The organism is Lentzea sp. (assembly GCF_036380075.1).
Taxonomy (GTDB): domain Bacteria; phylum Actinomycetota; class Actinomycetes; order Mycobacteriales; family Pseudonocardiaceae; genus Lentzea.
In genome coordinates this window covers 20,258-35,130 of the sequence record NZ_DASVFL010000207.1, presented here as the reverse complement: position 1 = coordinate 35,130, position 14,873 = coordinate 20,258, and the positions used below count along the sequence as shown (strand labels likewise).

Genomic DNA, 14,873 nt, shown 5'->3' with positions numbered 1-14,873 from the left:
AGACGGGAATTGTCGCGCAACCTGTCCTTTCAACAGTTGCTCTCTGACGTGGGCGATCAAGATCTAGACTGGGGCAGGTGACCGACCGCAAGCCGCCAGAGGTGGGTACACCCGCGGGCATGCGCGTGCTGAACCAACGCGCTGTGCTGGACCGGTTGCGCCGTCTGGGTGCCGCCACCCGTCCTCAGGTCGCCAAGGACACCGGGCTGTCCAAGCCGACGGTCGGGCAGGCGCTGGCCGACCTCGAACGCCACGGCCTGGTGCGCCCGACGGGCCGCACGACCACCGGTCCCGGCAGGTCGGCGGTGGTCTACGAGCCCAACCCGGCGGCCGGGTACGTGCTGGGCGTCGACATCGGCCGCGAACGGATCCGCGTCGCCGTGGCCGACCTGGGCGGTGCCGTGGTGGCGCGCGTGGACGAGCGCAACCGCTGCCGGTCGGCCGCCTCCCTCGTGCGCACGGTGACCGACCTGGCGACGCGCACCGTGGCGGACGCCGGGCTCGCGCTGACCGACGTCGTCGTGAAGGTGATCGGCAGTCCCGGTGTGATCGACCAGCGCTCGCGGGTCGTGCGGCACGCGCCGAACCTGCCCGGCTGGGAGTCCGCCGGCGTGCTCGACGGCCTGGAGTCGTCGCTCGGGCCGGTGCTGGTGGTGGAGAACGACGCGAACCTGGCCGCGCTGGGGGAGCACGTGTACGGCGCCGCCCAACGAGCCCGCGTGTTCGTGTGCGCGACGGTCGGCACCGGTGTCGGCATGGGCATCGTGGTGGACGGCAAGCTGTTCCGCGGTGCGCACGGAGCCGCGGGCGAGGTCGCGTTCCTGCCGTTCGATAAGTCCACTTCGGACGTCCACCGTGGACGGTTCGAGGAGGTCGCGGCGGCGGAGTCCGTGGTGGCACTGGCCAGGGAGTGCGGGCTGACGGCCCGGTCGGCGCGGGACGTCTTCCGGCTCGCGCGGTCGGGTGACGCCTCCGCGGTGGAGGTCGTGCGGGTGGAGGCGGAACGGCTCGCGTTCCTCGTCGCCTCGGTCGCCGCGGTGATCGACCCCGAACTGGTCGTGCTGGGCGGCGGGATCGGGTCGAACGTCGACCTGCTGCTCGATCCGCTGGAGAGGGCGCTGCGCACGATGACGCCGCTGGCGCCGCGGGTCGTCGCGGGAGCGCTGGGGGACGGCGCGGTGCTGTCCGGAGCAGTCGCGATGGGCCTGGAGGCTGCCCGCGAGCTGGTCTTTGAAGTGACTCTCTGAGAGTAGTCGAGTGCACCTCACCTGGTAGTTCACTCAATTGTCGTAACTGTTAACAGTGTTTTGTGGCTTAGCGTTACCGCACCTCCTCCTGGAGGGTTGTGTCCTTCCGTTGCAAGGGGAGTCGGTAGGGGGATGCGGGGGACGTAGCCCCCTACCGGCCGAGTGCACTGGGCAGGTGCCGCGCCCGCACCACCATCAGCCTGCCCAGTGCAGCAACGGGAGCTACCGGGGCGTCGGGCGGTGGACGTTCGCCGCCGCCGACTCGCGGTGGGTGGAGTCCGCGATCCACCGGCCGGGGATGGACGCGTCGACCACGCCCTCCTCCAGCCACGTGAACCTGCCGTCGAGGACCTGCTTCGCCAGCGCCTGGTCGGTGTCGTCGGTGTTCTTCCAGAGCTTCTCGAACAGCTCGTCGACCCGGACGCGCGCCTGCTCGGCGAACGCGTCGGCCAGCAGCTGTGAGCTGGGGTTCTTGTCCTGAGCGGCGCGGACGCACGCGGCGCTGATCGCGAAGAGCTCGGCGCCGATGTCGACGATCCGGCTGAGGAACCGCTGCTTGCGCTCCATCTTCCCCTGCCACCGCGACATCGCGTAGAACGTCTGCCGCGCCAGCTTGCGCGCCGACCGCTCGACGAACCGCAGGTGCTTCGCGAGCGGCCCGAACTCCGAGAACGCGGCCGGGCTCTGGCCCTTGCCGACGACCAGCGTCGGGAACCACTTCGCGTAGAACCCGCCTGCCTTGGCCGCGGCCCGCACCTTGGCCTGGCGGTCGGCGTCGGGGTCGATGATGTCGCCGGCGACGCTGAGGTGGGCGTCGACGGCCTCGCGGGCGATCAGCAGGTGCATGATCTCGGTGGAGCCCTCGAAGATGCGGTTGATGCGCAGGTCGCGCAGCACCTGCTCGGCCGCGACGCCGCGTTCGCCGCGCGCCGCCTGGCTCTCCGCCGTCTCGTAGCCCCGGCCGCCGCGGATCTGGACCAGCTCGTCGGCGACCAGCCAGGCCTTCTCGCTCGCGTACAGCTTGGCCAGCGCGGCCTCGATGCGGATGTCGTGACTGCCCGCGTCCGCCAGCTCCGAACTGAGGTCCAGCACGGCCTCCAGCGCGTAGGCCGTGGCCGCGATGTAGGCGATCTTGCCCGCGACGGCCTCGTGCCTGCCCACGGGCAGCCCCCACTGGACGCGCTCGCTCGACCACTCGCGGGCGATCTTGAGGCACCACTTGGCGCTGCCCGCGCACAGGGCGGGCAGGCTGAGCCGGCCGGTGTTCAGGGTGGCCAGCGCGATCTTGAGGCCGGCGCCCTCCTTGCCGATGACGTTCCTCTTCGGGACCTTCACGTCGTGGAACCTGGTCACGCCGTTCTCCAGGCCCCGCAGGCCCATGAACGCGTTGCGGTTCTCGACGGTGATGCCCTCGGCGTCCGCTTCCACGACGAACGCGGTGATGCCCTTGTCCGGCACCTGGGCCATGACGACGAGGAGGTCGGCCACGACTCCGTTGGTGGTCCACAGCTTCACGCCGTTGAGGACGTAGTCGTCGCCGTCCCTCGTGGCGGTCGTGCCGAGCCTCGCCGGGTCTGAGCCGACGTCCGGTTCGGTCAGGAGGAAGGCGGTGATCTCGCCCTTGGCGCACCTCGGGAGGAACTCGCGCTTCTGGTCCTCGTCGCCGAACATCGCGATCGGCTGGGGGACGCCGATGGACTGGTGGGCGCTGAGCATCGCGCCGATGGCGGGGCTGGCACTGCCCACGAGCATCAGCGCCTTGTTGTAGTAGACCTGGGTCAGGCCGATTCCGCCGTACTCGGGTTTGATCTTCATGCCGAACGCGCCCAGGTCTTTCAGGCCTTTGAGGACGTCGTCCGGGATCTTCGCGTCTTTTTCGATCTTGGTGTTGTCGATGTTCGCTTCGGTGAACTCGCGGAGTTTCGTTAAGAAGGCTTCGCCTCTTTTGTGGTCCTCCTCGGTGCCCGTGGGGTGGGGGTGGATCAGGTCCAGGCGGAAGTGACCCAGGAAGAGCTCCTTGCCGAAGCTCGGTCGTTGCCAGCGGGACTCCCGTGCTTGTTCGGCGACCTGCCGGGCCGCTCGCTCGTCGACGGTCATGGTTACCTCCGAGTAGGGGTGTGACCTACGTTACTCAGGGGTAGGTGGTTGTCCACGGGTTCCAGCGTGGTCCCGTTGGGGGCGGGTTCCAGCGTGGTCCTGTTGCGTTGGTTTCCGTGCCTGTTCCAGCGGGGGCGTGCACCTCGGACGAAAGACCTGGGTGGCATCGCCGCTGCGCGACGATTGCGATTGGGGCTTGACTTCGGGGCCCTTGCGAGGTGCTGGGTCGGCCGGAAAAGGGCCGCCCCCCTTGGTGGGGAGCGGCCCTCAATGCTGAGACGGACACCGGCTACGGCAGCGGGGCGGCTCCGCGCTTCGCCAGGTAGTCCTTCATCAGTTCGGTTTCCGAAGCTTGCGACTTCAGCATGTTGTCGGCCAGCGTGCGCACGAACGGCTGGCTCGCCCTCGTCGAGGCGTACTCGGCCATCGGGGACCCGCCCATGTGGTGGCGGAGCATCAGCTGGAGGAAGTACACGTCGAAGTCGCGGCCTGCCGGCATCGTGCGGAGCTTGGTCAGCTCGTCGGTGACGGCCATGCCCGGCATGAGGGGCTTGCCCGCTTCCGGGGTGGTGGCGCCGTGGCCGTGGACGCCCGAGTCGTTCATCCACGACATGTAGACGCCCGAGATGTTCTGCTCGTGCTCGTTCCACATCATCAGCCAGCCCTTCATGCGGCCGACCTGCTCCAGTTGGGTGGAGGCGATGTCGAACGCCAGCTGGCGGACCTCGGTGTCGGTGGAGCGGTCCCTGGCGATGTTCGCCATCTGGATGCCCTGGAGGTGGTGCTGGGACATGTCCTGGCAGAAGCCGACGTCCACGGAGCCGGAGGCCGGGGCCGCCGAGGTGGAGGTCGAGCCGGGGAGCTTCACGAGCAGGCCCACCGCCGCGCCGAGCAGGAGCACGGCCAGCACGGCGGCGCCGATGACGAGGACTCGGGCGACCCCGGAGGGGCGCCCGGTCTCGTCGGCGGGAGCGGTCATCAGCTCGACGGGGGCGTCGAGGCGGAGCCCGACGCGGGCGGCGTGCTCATGTTCGGCTGCTGGCCCTGCTGGCCCTCGGTCTGCGAGTCGTCCTTGCCGCCGTCCATCGGCACGGCGTCGGCGCCCGGCTTCTCGGCGACGAACGGGGCCGGGTTCGACAGGAACGCCGTGTTCTCGCACGACGCGCCGACCTCGGGGTAGGTGTTCGGGTTGCGCAGCAGCGACGACACGAACTGGTCGATGCGCTCGTCGTCGGCCTTCTCGACCTTCAGCTGGTGGCCCCAGGACTGCAGGGAGATCGGCTTGTCGAGGCCGGGGAACGGCGACAGCATCATGTACGGGATGCCCTCGACCTTGACCTTGAGCTTCGCGAGCGCGTCGTCCTTGACCTGGTCCGGGTTGTAGGCGATCCAGACGGCGCCGTGCTCCAGGCCGTGGACCATGTTCTCGGTGCGGACGGCCTTGTCGTAGACGACGCCGGTGCAGTCGGCCCACTGGGCGTCGTGCGGGCCGCCGAACGCGGGGGTCTGGTCGTAGGCGACGCGCTGGGTCGCCTCGACGTGGCGGGAACCCTTGTACTCCTTGGTCACGATGCCCGCGAGCTGCGTCGACGGGTCCTTGTTCGTGTCGGAGGGCTTCCACTTGGCCAGGGCGGCCTCTTTGACGTTGTTCGCGTGGATCTGCGAGTACGCATACCCGAAAACGCCGCCCGCGAGGCCCAGCACGGCGATCACCGCGATGATCGTGCCCCACGGCTTCGGCTTGCTCGCCACCACCGAGGAACGGGCCGCGGCCACGCTGTTGCGCGTGGCCTTCGTCTTCTTGCCGCTGGTCATGTCCGCCTCAGATGTCGTCCTGGTCAACCGGCGCCAGTGTAGGGACTCCGTGTCTGGTCGCTGTCAGCGCAGGGCGATACCACGTGCGCGTTAACACTTGCCGTCTCACCCTCCGAGACCCGGTAACCCGGTCGAGACCTGCGACAACGCTTCTCTAAACTCATGCGGCGTGACCCCTGAAGCGCTCGCCGATCTGGTTCGGACCACGGTTGCCCGGTTGCTGGCCGACCGAGGTCTGGACGCCACCGCCGCACCCGAGCAGGTGACGGTCGAGCGCCCCAGAAACCCCGAGCACGGCGACTACGCCACGAACATCGCGCTCCAGCTCGCCAAGAAGGTCGGAGTCCAGCCCCGCGAGCTCGCCACCTGGCTGGCCGAGGCCCTGCTCTCCCAGGACGCCATCGCCAAGGCCGACGTCGCCGGACCGGGGTTCCTCAACCTCACCATCGCCACCGAGGCCCAGGGAGCGATCGTTCGTGCGGCGCTGGAGGCCGGCTACGGCACCGGCGCCGAGCTCGCCGGCCAGCGGATCAACCTGGAGTTCGTCTCCGCCAACCCGACCGGCCCCATCCACCTCGGCGGCGCGCGCTGGGCGGCCGTGGGCGACGCGCTCGGCAAGGTCCTGGGCGCACGCGGGGCCGAGGTCACCCGCGAGTACTACTTCAACGACGCGGGCGCGCAGATCGACAGGTTCGTCCGGTCGCTGATCGCCGCCGCCAAGGGCGAGCCCGCCCCCGAGGACGGCTACGCGGGCACGTACGTGAGCGACATCGCCGCCGAGGTGCTGCGCCGCGAACCGGGTGCGCTGGGCGATCCCGAGACCGTGCGGCGCGTCGGCGTCGGGCTGATGTTCGACGAGATCAAGCGCGCCCTGCACGAGTTCGGCACCGACTTCGACGTCTACTTCCACGAGGACTCGCTGCACAAGAGCGGGCGCGTGGACGAGGCGGTCGCGAAGCTCAAGGCCACCGGTTCGCTGTACGAGAAGGACGGCGCCTGGTGGCTGCGGTCCACCGACTTCGGCGACGACAAGGACCGCGTCGTCATCAAGAGCGACGGCGACCCGGCCTACATCGCGGGCGACATCGCCTACCTCGTCGACAAGCGCGGCCGCGGCTTCGACCTCTGCATCTACATGCTCGGCGCCGACCACCACGGCTACGTCGCGCGCCTCAAGGCCGCGGCGGCCGCGCTGGGCGACGACCCGGACGTCGTCGAGGTGCTGATCGGCCAGCTCGTCAACCTCGTCAGCGGCGGCCAGCCGGTGCGGATGAGCAAGCGCGCGGGCACGGTCATCACGATGGACGACCTGGTCGACGCGGTCGGCGTGGACGCCGCGCGCTACGCGATGATCCGGTCGAGCGTCGACTCGTCCCTGGACATCGACCTCGACCTGCTGCGCAAGCACAGCAACGACAACCCGGTCTACTACGTCCAGTACGCGCACGCCCGCATCTCCGGGCTGCTGCTCAACGCCGCCGACCTCGGCGTCACGCAGGGGGACGACCTCTCCCTGCTGGTCCACGAGCGCGAAGGCGAGCTGATCCGCACCATCGGCGAGTTCCCCAGGGTGGTGGCGACCGCGGCCGAGCTGCGCGAACCCCACCGGGTGGCGAGGTACCTCGAAGAACTCGCCGGGACCTTCCACCGCTTCTACGACCGCCGCAACGGCGTGCGCGTGCTTCCCCAGGGCGACGAGGAGTCCACCCCGTTGTACCAGGCCAGGCTCACGCTGTGCGCCGCCACCAGGAACGTTTTCGGAGCCGGCCTCGGCCTGCTCGGCGTCACCGCACCGGAGCGAATGTAAATGCGAGCACATCCCGCAGGACCTCGGCACGCCGACGTCCTGGCACCCGGCAACACCGCCGGTGACCGCCCCTCCACCGCAGAACAGCTCGACTACCTGCACCCGGCCGTGTGGCCGCGCAACGCCACGCGCACCGACACCGGTGTCGTCGAACTGGCCGGTGTGGACGTCCGCGGCCTCGCCGAGCAGTACGGCACGCCGTTGTTCGTCATGGACGAGCAGGACTTCCGCGCGCGCTGCCGCGAGCACGCCGAGGCGTTCGGCGACCCGACGCTCGTGCACTACGCCTCCAAGGCGTTCCTCAGCGTGCAGGTCGCGAAGTGGGTGGCCGAGGAAGGCCTCTCCATCGACGTCTGCAGCGGCGGCGAGCTGGCGATCGCTCTGCGGGCGGAGTTCCCCGCAGAGCGGATCGCGTTGCACGGCAACAACAAGAGCGTTCCCGAACTGATAGCGGCCGTGGAGGCGGGCGTCGGCGGGATCGTCGTCGACTCGTTCCACGAGATCGCGCGCCTGGACCAGATCGCCCGCGACCGCGGTGTCGTGCAGAAGGTCCTGATCCGCGTGACCGTCGGCGTCGAGGCCCACACGCACGAGTTCATCGCGACCGCGCACGAGGACCAGAAGTTCGGCTTCTCGCTGTCCTCCGGCGACGCGGCCGAGGCGGTGCGCCGCGTGCTCAAGGCCAATGGGCTCGAGCTCGTCGGCCTGCACAGCCACATCGGCTCGCAGATCTTCGACGCGTCCGGCTTCGAGGTCGCCGCCCGCCGCGTGATCGGCCTGCTCGCGGACATCCGCGAGGAGCACGGCGACGTCCCGTCGCTGAACGTCGTCGACCTCGGCGGCGGTCTCGGCATCGCCTACACGCCGGACGACGACCCGCCCCCGCCCGCGGAGCTCGCGCGGCAGCTGCACAACATCGTGCAGAAGGAGTGCGAGCACAACGGCCTGGAGATGCCTCGCATCGCGGTCGAGCCCGGCCGCGCGATCGTCGGCCCCGGCACGGTCACCGTGTACGAGGTCGGCACGATCAAGGACATCGAGCTCGACGGCGGCGCCCGGCGCCGGTACGTCAGCGTCGACGGCGGCATGAGCGACAACATCCGCACAGCTCTCTACGACGCGGTCTACGACTGCAGGCTCGTCTCGCGCGCCGCCGAGCCCGACTCGCGGGCCGTGCTGTGCCGCGTCGTGGGCAAGCACTGCGAGTCCGGCGACATCGTGGTGCGCGACTGCTGGCTGCCGGACGACCTCGCGCCGGGCGACCTGCTGGCGATCGCTGCGACCGGGGCCTACTGCTACTCGATGGCGAGCGGGTACAACCGACTTCCGAGGCCCGCGCTCGCCGCGGTGACCGACGGGGAGGCGCGGCTCCTGCTGCGTCGCGAGACCGAGGACGATCTGTTCCGTCTGGAGGTATAGGCAGTGTCAGTCAAAGAGACGGGCCCCGTGGAGCCCATTCGCGTCGCGTTGCTCGGATGCGGCACGGTGGGCACGGAGGTAGTCCGGCTGCTGACGGACCAGGCCGAGGACCTCACCCAGCGCATCGGCGCGCCGGTTGAGCTCACGGGCATCGCCGTGCGCAGGCCGAACAAGCACCGCGAGGTGCCGGCACACCTGCTCACCACCGACGCCGAGGCGCTCGTGAAGTCCGACGACGTCGACGTGGTCGTCGAGGTCATCGGCGGCATCGACCCGGCGCGCGGCCTGTTGCTGGAGGCGCTGCGCAACGGCAAGTCCGTGGTGACGGCCAACAAGGCGCTGCTCGCCGAGCACGGTCCCGACCTGTTCGAGGCAGCGGACGCCTCCGGCGCCGACCTCTACTTCGAGGCCGCCGTCGCCGGCGCGATCCCGTTGCTGCGCCCGTTGCGGGAGTCCCTCGCGGGCGACCGGATCACGCGCGTCATGGGCATCGTGAACGGCACCACTAACTTCATCCTGTCCGCGATGGACGCCACGGGCGCCGGCTACGGCGAGACGCTCGAGGAGGCCTCGCGGCTCGGGTACGCCGAGGCCGACCCGACCGCCGACGTCGACGGGTTCGACGCCGCGTCGAAGGCGGCGATCCTCGCGTCGCTGGCGTTCCACACCCGCGTGACGGCGTCGGACGTCTACCGCGAGGGCATCCGCGCGGTGTCCGCGGCCGACATCGCGGCGGCGAAGGGACTGGGCCGCGCGGTGAAGCTGCTCGCGATCTGCGAGCGCGTCGTCAGCCCGTCCGGCCAGGAGTCAGTCGCCGTTCGAGTCCACCCGGCCATGATCCCCCGGACGCATCCGCTGGCGAGCGTCAACGGTGCGTTCAACGCGGTGTTCGTCGAGGCAGACGCGGCGGGGGAGATGATGTTCTACGGGCAGGGCGCCGGCGGCGCCCCGACGGCGAGCGCGGTGCTCGGCGACCTGGTCGCCGTGGCGCGCAACAAGGTCGCGAGCGGACGTGGTCCGCGCGAGTCGGCCTACGCGGCGCTTCCCGCGCAGCCCATGGGGAACACGCCCACGCGCTACCACATCAGCCTCGACGTGGCGGACAAGGCGGGTGTCCTCTCGCAGGTCGCCGCCGTCTTCGCCGAACACGACGTCAGCATCGCCGCGGTGCGCCAGGAAGGCCGCACCGAGGACGCCAGCCTGGTGATCGTCACGCACGCGGCGACCGACGCCGCGCTGCGGTCCACTGTGGACAAGATCGGTGGCCTCCCCGTGGTGCGGGACGTCGTCAGCGTGATGCGGGTGGAGGGCGAAGAGTGAGCACTGCAAGAGCTGGCTGGCCCGGGCTCATCAACGCGTACCGGGACCGCATCGAGATCCCCGAGGGCGCCGAGGTCGTGACGCTGCACGAGGGCGGCACGCCGCTGGTGCACGCGAAGCGCCTCTCCGAGGCCACCGGGTCCGACGTGTGGGTCAAGGTCGAGGGCGCGAACCCGACCGGCTCCTTCAAGGACCGCGGCATGACCGTGGCGATGACGTACGCGCTCGCGTCCGGTCTCAAGGCGGTCATCTGCGCCTCCACCGGCAACACGTCGGCGTCCGCGGCGGCCTACGCGGCCAAGGCGGGCCTGACGGCGGCCGTGCTGGTGCCCAGCGGCAAGATCGCGATGGGCAAGCTCGCCCAGGCCGTCATGCACGGCGCGAAGATCCTGCAGATCGACGGCAACTTCGACGACTGCCTGGAGCTCGCGTCGAAGACCGCGGCCGAGTACCCGGTCACGCTGGTGAACTCGGTCAACCCGGTGCGGCTCGTCGGCCAGCAGACCGCCGCGTGGGAGGTCTGCGACGTGCTCGGGCAGGCGCCGGACGTGCACTGCCTGCCGGTCGGCAACGCGGGCAACATCACCGCGTACTGGAAGGGCTACACCTCCTACGACCAGGGCCTGCCGAAGATGTTCGGGTTCCAGGCCGCCGGGGCCGCACCGCTGGTCAGCGGCGCGCCGGTGCCGAACCCGGAGACCATCGCGACCGCGATCCGGATCGGGTCGCCCGCGTCGTGGACCGGAGCGGTCAAGGCGCGCGACGAGTCCGGTGGCCTGATCGACGCCGTCACCGACGAGCAGATCCTGGCGGCCTACCGGCTGCTCGCGTCGTCCGAGGGCATCTTCGTGGAGCCCGCGTCGGCCGCGTCCATCGCCGGTCTGCTGATGACCGCCGAGGACGGCAGGCTGCCCCGCGGGTCCACCGTTGTGTGCACCGTCACGGGCCACGGTCTGAAGGACCCCGACACGGCGTTGCTCGGCACCACCGAGGTCGAGCCGGTCCCGGTCGACCCCGGCGCCGTCGCGCACGCGCTGGAGCTCGCGTGAAGTTCCTCGTCTCCGTCCCCGCGTCGACCGCGAACCTCGGTTCGGGGTTCGACGCGCTGGGCATGGCCCTCGGGATGTACGACGACGTCGAGGTGACCTCGGCCGAGGCCGGAGTGCTCTCGGTCACCGTCGACGGTGCCGGATCCGCCGACGTCCCGCTCGACGAGACCCATCTCGTCGTGCGGGCCGTCCGCGCCACCGGCTACACCGGCGGGCTCGTGCTGAGGTGCCGCAACACCATTCCGCACGCACGCGGGCTGGGCTCGTCGGCCGCCGCGATCGTGGCGGGTGTCGCAGCGGGATTCACCCTGACGGGTCGCGAGTTGGACACGGACGCGTTGCAAATCGCCGCCGAGTTCGAAGGTCACGCGGACAACGCCGCGGCCTCGCTCTTCGGCGGCGTAGTCGTTGCGTGGTCGGAAGGAGAGCGCTACCGCTCCGTCCGGATGGACCCCGACGCACGCGTGCGCCCGGTCGTGCTGATCCCGTCGCAGGAGTCGTCCACCAAGACGACCCGCGGCCTGCTCCCGGCCGAGGTTCCGCACGCCGACGCCGCGCACGCCGCCGGGCGGGCCGCCCTGGCCGTGCACGCGCTGACGTCCGATCCGTCCGTTCTCCTTGCCGCGACTGAGGATCGCCTCCACCAGGACTACCGCGAGCCCGCGTGGCCCGACACCGTCCGGGTGATCAACGATCTTCGCAAGCTCGGGGTTCCCGCCTGCGTGTCCGGAGCGGGACCCACCGTGATCGCGTTCGGCGATCTTCCTCCCGAGGTCGACCTGCACGGCTTCGACGTGCGGAGACTCGACGTCGACAAGGCCGGCGTGCGCGTTCGTCCATTGGACTGACACGCCCGACCCCGGTTGTTGCATGGTGGAGGAGCGGCGTCTACCCTCGGGGGCGATCAGTCACCGCGCGCACGGGCGCCGGTGTCGCGCCCGGACACTCGTTCCGGGTCGCAATCCTTTTGTGTTCCGGCTCTGTGCCGTGCGGGGCGGAGCGGATGCAAAAGAGGCACCCGATCGCCGTGTGACCTGAGAAAAGTCCCGTGCTTGCCGGAAGCGGTGTGTGCTTCCGTCTGCATCGGACTGACCGCCGTTCCCCAGTTGAAGCGGGAAGGCGGGTCCGCTGGGCCGCGTAGGAGGCGGGGCCTGGTCAGGAAGGACATGTGTGAGCAACACCGATTTGCTGAGCAGCGACGTCGCAGCTGCGTCTGGTTCTGGAGCCGAGGAGACCGCTCTGTCCACCCCTTCGAACGGCACGACGCCGCGCCGGCGCGCGGGTCTGTCCGGCATGGTCCTCGCTGAGCTCCGTGAGCTCGCCGGCACGCTGGGCATTTCCGGAACCGCAGGTCTGCGCAAGGGCGACCTGATCGCGGCCATCAAGGAGAAGCAGGGCTCCGGGGCCCCCGCTGCCAAGGCGGAGAAGCCCGCGAAGGCGGCCAAGGCCCAGGCCCCCGCCGAGAAGCCCGCTGCAGCTCCCGTGGTCGAGAAGGCCGTCGAGAAGCCTGTTCAGCAGCAGCTCGACGTGGCGGAGAAGCCCGCTGCCGCCGCCGCGCCCGCCGAGACCGGCACCGCTGGTGAGGAGGGCGGCCGCCGGGGCAACCGGCGCCGTCGTTCCGGCCGCGGTGGCGGCAACGCCGAGGACGGCCAGCAGCCCGAGCAGCAGCGTTCCGAGCGCCCTGAGCGTGCCGACCGCGGCGAGCGCCCCGAGCGCGGCGAGCGTTCCGAGCGCCAGGACCGCGGCGAGCGCACCGACCGGGGTGAGCGCTCCGAGCGTTCCGACCGCGGTGAGCGTTCCGACCGCGGCGAGCGGGGCGGCCGTGACCGCAACCGCGACCGCGGTGAGCGCGGCGACCGCGGTGGCCGGGACGACCGCCAGGGCGGCAACCAGCAGGGCGACGACGACGGCGACGGCCGCCGTGGCCGCTTCCGCGACCGCCGCCGCCGCGGTGGCCGCAACGAGGGCGGCGAGCGTCCGGACCGCGAGACCGAGGTCCGCGACGACGACGTCCTGCTCCCCGTCGCGGGCATCCTCGACGTGCTGGAGAACTACGCGTTCGTCCGCACGTCCGGCTACCTGGCGGGCTCGAACGACGTCTACGTGTCGTTGTCGCTGGTCCGCAAGTACGGCCTGCGCCGCGGCGACGCCCTCACCGGCGCCGTCCGCCAGCCGCGCGAGGGCGAGCAGCAGCGCCAGAAGTTCAACCCGCTGGTCCGCGTCGACAAGATCAACGGCCTGGACCCGGACGAGGCGCGCAACCGCCCGGACTTCACGAAGCTGACGCCGCTCTACCCGAACGAGCGCCTGCGCCTGGAGACCGAGCCGCACATCCTCACCACCCGCGTCATCGACCTGGTGATGCCGATCGGCAAGGGCCAGCGCGCCCTGATCGTGTCGCCGCCGAAGGCCGGCAAGACCTCGGTTCTCCAGTCGATCGCCAACGCGATCACGAAGAACAACCCCGAGTGCCACCTGATGGTCGTGCTCGTGGACGAGCGTCCGGAAGAGGTCACCGACATGCAGCGCTCGGTGAAGGGCGAGGTCATCGCCTCGACCTTCGACCGGCCGCCGTCGGACCACACGACCATCTCCGAGCTGGCCATCGAGCGGGCGAAGCGCCTGGTCGAGATGGGCCACGACGTCGTCGTGCTGCTCGACTCGATCACCCGTCTGGGTCGTGCGTACAACCTGGCGGCGCCGGCCTCCGGCCGCATCCTGTCCGGTGGTGTCGACTCGACGGCGCTCTACCCGCCGAAGCGCTTCCTCGGTGCCGCCCGCAACATCGAGGGCGGCGGCTCGCTGACCGTCATCGCGACGGCGCTGGTGGAGACCGGTTCCGCAGGTGACTCGGTGATCTTCGAGGAGTTCAAGGGCACCGGCAACGCCGAGCTCAAGCTCGACCGGAAGATCGCGGACAAGCGCACGTTCCCGGCTGTGGACGTCGACTCGTCCGGTACTCGCAAGGAGGAGCTGCTGCTCTCTCCCGACGAGATGGCGGTCACGCACAAGCTGCGTCGGGTGCTGCACGCTCTGGACGGCCAGCAGGCCATCGACCTGCTGCTGGACCGGCTGCGGAAGTCTCGCACCAACATCGAGTTCTTGATGCAGGTCGCGAAGACGACGCCTGGGGCTGAGCAGGACTGACGCTTGGCGTGAGTTTCACGTGAAATTGCCTCCGCTGCTGGTCAGCGGGGGCAATTTGCTTTGTTCACTCTAATGCCGAGGGCTGGTGCGGGGGTTCCAGCGTGGTTGCCCTCTGGCGGGCGGGTGCCTGTTCCAGCGTGGGCGTGCACCTCGGACGAAAGAGCGGGGTTCATCGCCGCTGCGCGACGATCCGCGATTGGGGCTTGACTTCGGGGCCCTTGCGAGGCGCTGAGTCGGCCGGAAAAGGCCGGACGCTTCGCGACCGGCCGAGCCACGAGTGGTAGCACCTCGCACCCAAAGTCAAGCCCCAATCGCAAAGAACGGGTGGGTTCACCGGCTCTGATCGGCGTCAGGGGTGACTGCTCGCCTTCGGCTTCGCTTGGAAGTGCGGGGGTCTTGTCGGCTTGCCTTCGGCGTCGCTTGAGCTGGTGGTGCTGTGCTGTCAGCGGCAGTCTGAGGTCGCGCGCTTCTCGTCCGTCTGCACCAGTGCCTGGAACACCAGGGTCAGCAGCACCGGCACTCCCACCACCGCCGTGGCCAGGGTGGGGACCTCCAGAGCGCCTGCCAGCACCCCGGACACCAGAACGGCTGCCAGGTAGGGCCACCTCAGCCAGGCGCGGTGCCACCTCCTGGGCCACCGGACTCCGCCGGACACGGCTGCCGCCACGGCTACTCCCGCACCTGTCACCGCTGGTGAGAGGGATACCGTGGTCCAGGCGTCCGTGAGCAGCCCTGCCGACCCCATGAGGCCGAACACGGCTGCAGCGAAGAGGAACGGCACCGACAGCCACAGTGCGAGGCTCATCGGGCGCTCGGCGGCGCAGAACACGGCACACAGTCTGGTGGACACCCGGCGAGAAGGTGGGGCTGGATCTGGCTGAACGGCGAGACCTTGCGCTGAACGGCCTATCGCAGGGGTTAAGCGGTTGTGACTTCAGCCACGCCAGGCCTGAGCTGGGGGTCTTCGCAGGG

Annotated in this window: 11 protein-coding genes; 7 read left to right on the top strand and 4 right to left on the bottom strand. The window is 70.2% G+C overall.

Going from position 1 to position 14,873, the window contains the following annotated elements; genetic code table 11:
* Nucleotides 1-119 precede the first annotated feature (119 nt).
* A complete protein-coding gene (locus VF330_RS22545) occupies nucleotides 120-1,247 on the top strand; it encodes an ROK family transcriptional regulator (RefSeq protein ID WP_414675428.1) in 1,128 nt (375 codons plus the stop codon).
* A 222-nt stretch (nucleotides 1,248-1,469) separates the two neighbouring features.
* On the opposite strand, the gene VF330_RS22540 is transcribed toward VF330_RS22545, so the two are convergent.
* From VF330_RS22540 to VF330_RS22530, 3 genes are all read right to left on the bottom strand, one after another.
* Nucleotides 1,470-3,344: an acyl-CoA dehydrogenase family protein gene (locus VF330_RS22540; protein ID WP_330853628.1), complete on the bottom strand. Its 1,875-nt coding sequence runs from the start codon at nucleotides 3,342-3,344 to the stop codon at nucleotides 1,470-1,472.
* Nucleotides 3,345-3,633: 289 nt separating this feature from the next.
* A complete protein-coding gene (locus tag VF330_RS22535) occupies nucleotides 3,634-4,323 on the bottom strand; it encodes a DUF305 domain-containing protein (RefSeq protein WP_330853627.1) in 690 nt (229 codons plus the stop codon).
* Entirely contained in the window at nucleotides 4,323-5,159 is an 837-nt protein-coding gene (locus tag VF330_RS22530) for a DUF3105 domain-containing protein (RefSeq protein WP_330853649.1), read from the bottom strand. The genes VF330_RS22535 and VF330_RS22530 overlap by 1 nt, the downstream gene beginning before the upstream one ends.
* Nucleotides 5,160-5,328: 169 nt before the next feature.
* Here VF330_RS22530 and argS point away from each other — a divergent pair, with 169 nt between their 5' ends.
* From argS to rho, 6 genes are all read left to right on the top strand, one after another.
* Entirely contained in the window at nucleotides 5,329-6,966 is a 1,638-nt protein-coding gene (argS, locus tag VF330_RS22525) for an arginine--tRNA ligase (RefSeq protein ID WP_330853626.1), read from the top strand.
* Entirely contained in the window at nucleotides 6,967-8,385 is a 1,419-nt protein-coding gene (gene lysA, locus VF330_RS22520; protein WP_330853625.1) for a diaminopimelate decarboxylase, read from the top strand.
* Nucleotides 8,386-8,412: 27 nt separating this feature from the next.
* Nucleotides 8,413-9,705: a homoserine dehydrogenase gene (locus tag VF330_RS22515; protein ID WP_330853624.1), complete on the top strand. Its 1,293-nt coding sequence runs from the start codon at nucleotides 8,413-8,415 to the stop codon at nucleotides 9,703-9,705.
* Complete coding sequence (gene thrC, locus VF330_RS22510; RefSeq protein WP_330853623.1) at nucleotides 9,702-10,754, top strand: threonine synthase; 1,053 nt, start codon at nucleotides 9,702-9,704, stop codon at nucleotides 10,752-10,754. Before VF330_RS22515 ends, thrC begins: the two co-directional genes overlap by 4 nt.
* On the top strand, nucleotides 10,751-11,602 hold the full coding sequence (gene thrB, locus VF330_RS22505; protein WP_330853622.1) for a homoserine kinase: 852 nt from the start codon (nucleotides 10,751-10,753) through the stop codon (nucleotides 11,600-11,602). Before thrC ends, thrB begins: the two co-directional genes overlap by 4 nt.
* Nucleotides 11,603-11,924: 322 nt before the next feature.
* On the top strand, nucleotides 11,925-13,901 hold the full coding sequence (gene rho, locus VF330_RS22500; RefSeq protein ID WP_330853621.1) for a transcription termination factor Rho: 1,977 nt from the start codon (nucleotides 11,925-11,927) through the stop codon (nucleotides 13,899-13,901).
* 442 nt (nucleotides 13,902-14,343) lie between these two features.
* Here the strand turns inward: rho and VF330_RS22495 are convergent, their stop codons facing one another.
* Nucleotides 14,344-14,751: a hypothetical protein gene (locus tag VF330_RS22495; RefSeq protein ID WP_330853620.1), complete on the bottom strand. Its 408-nt coding sequence runs from the start codon at nucleotides 14,749-14,751 to the stop codon at nucleotides 14,344-14,346.
* Nucleotides 14,752-14,873: the final 122 nt, after the last annotated feature.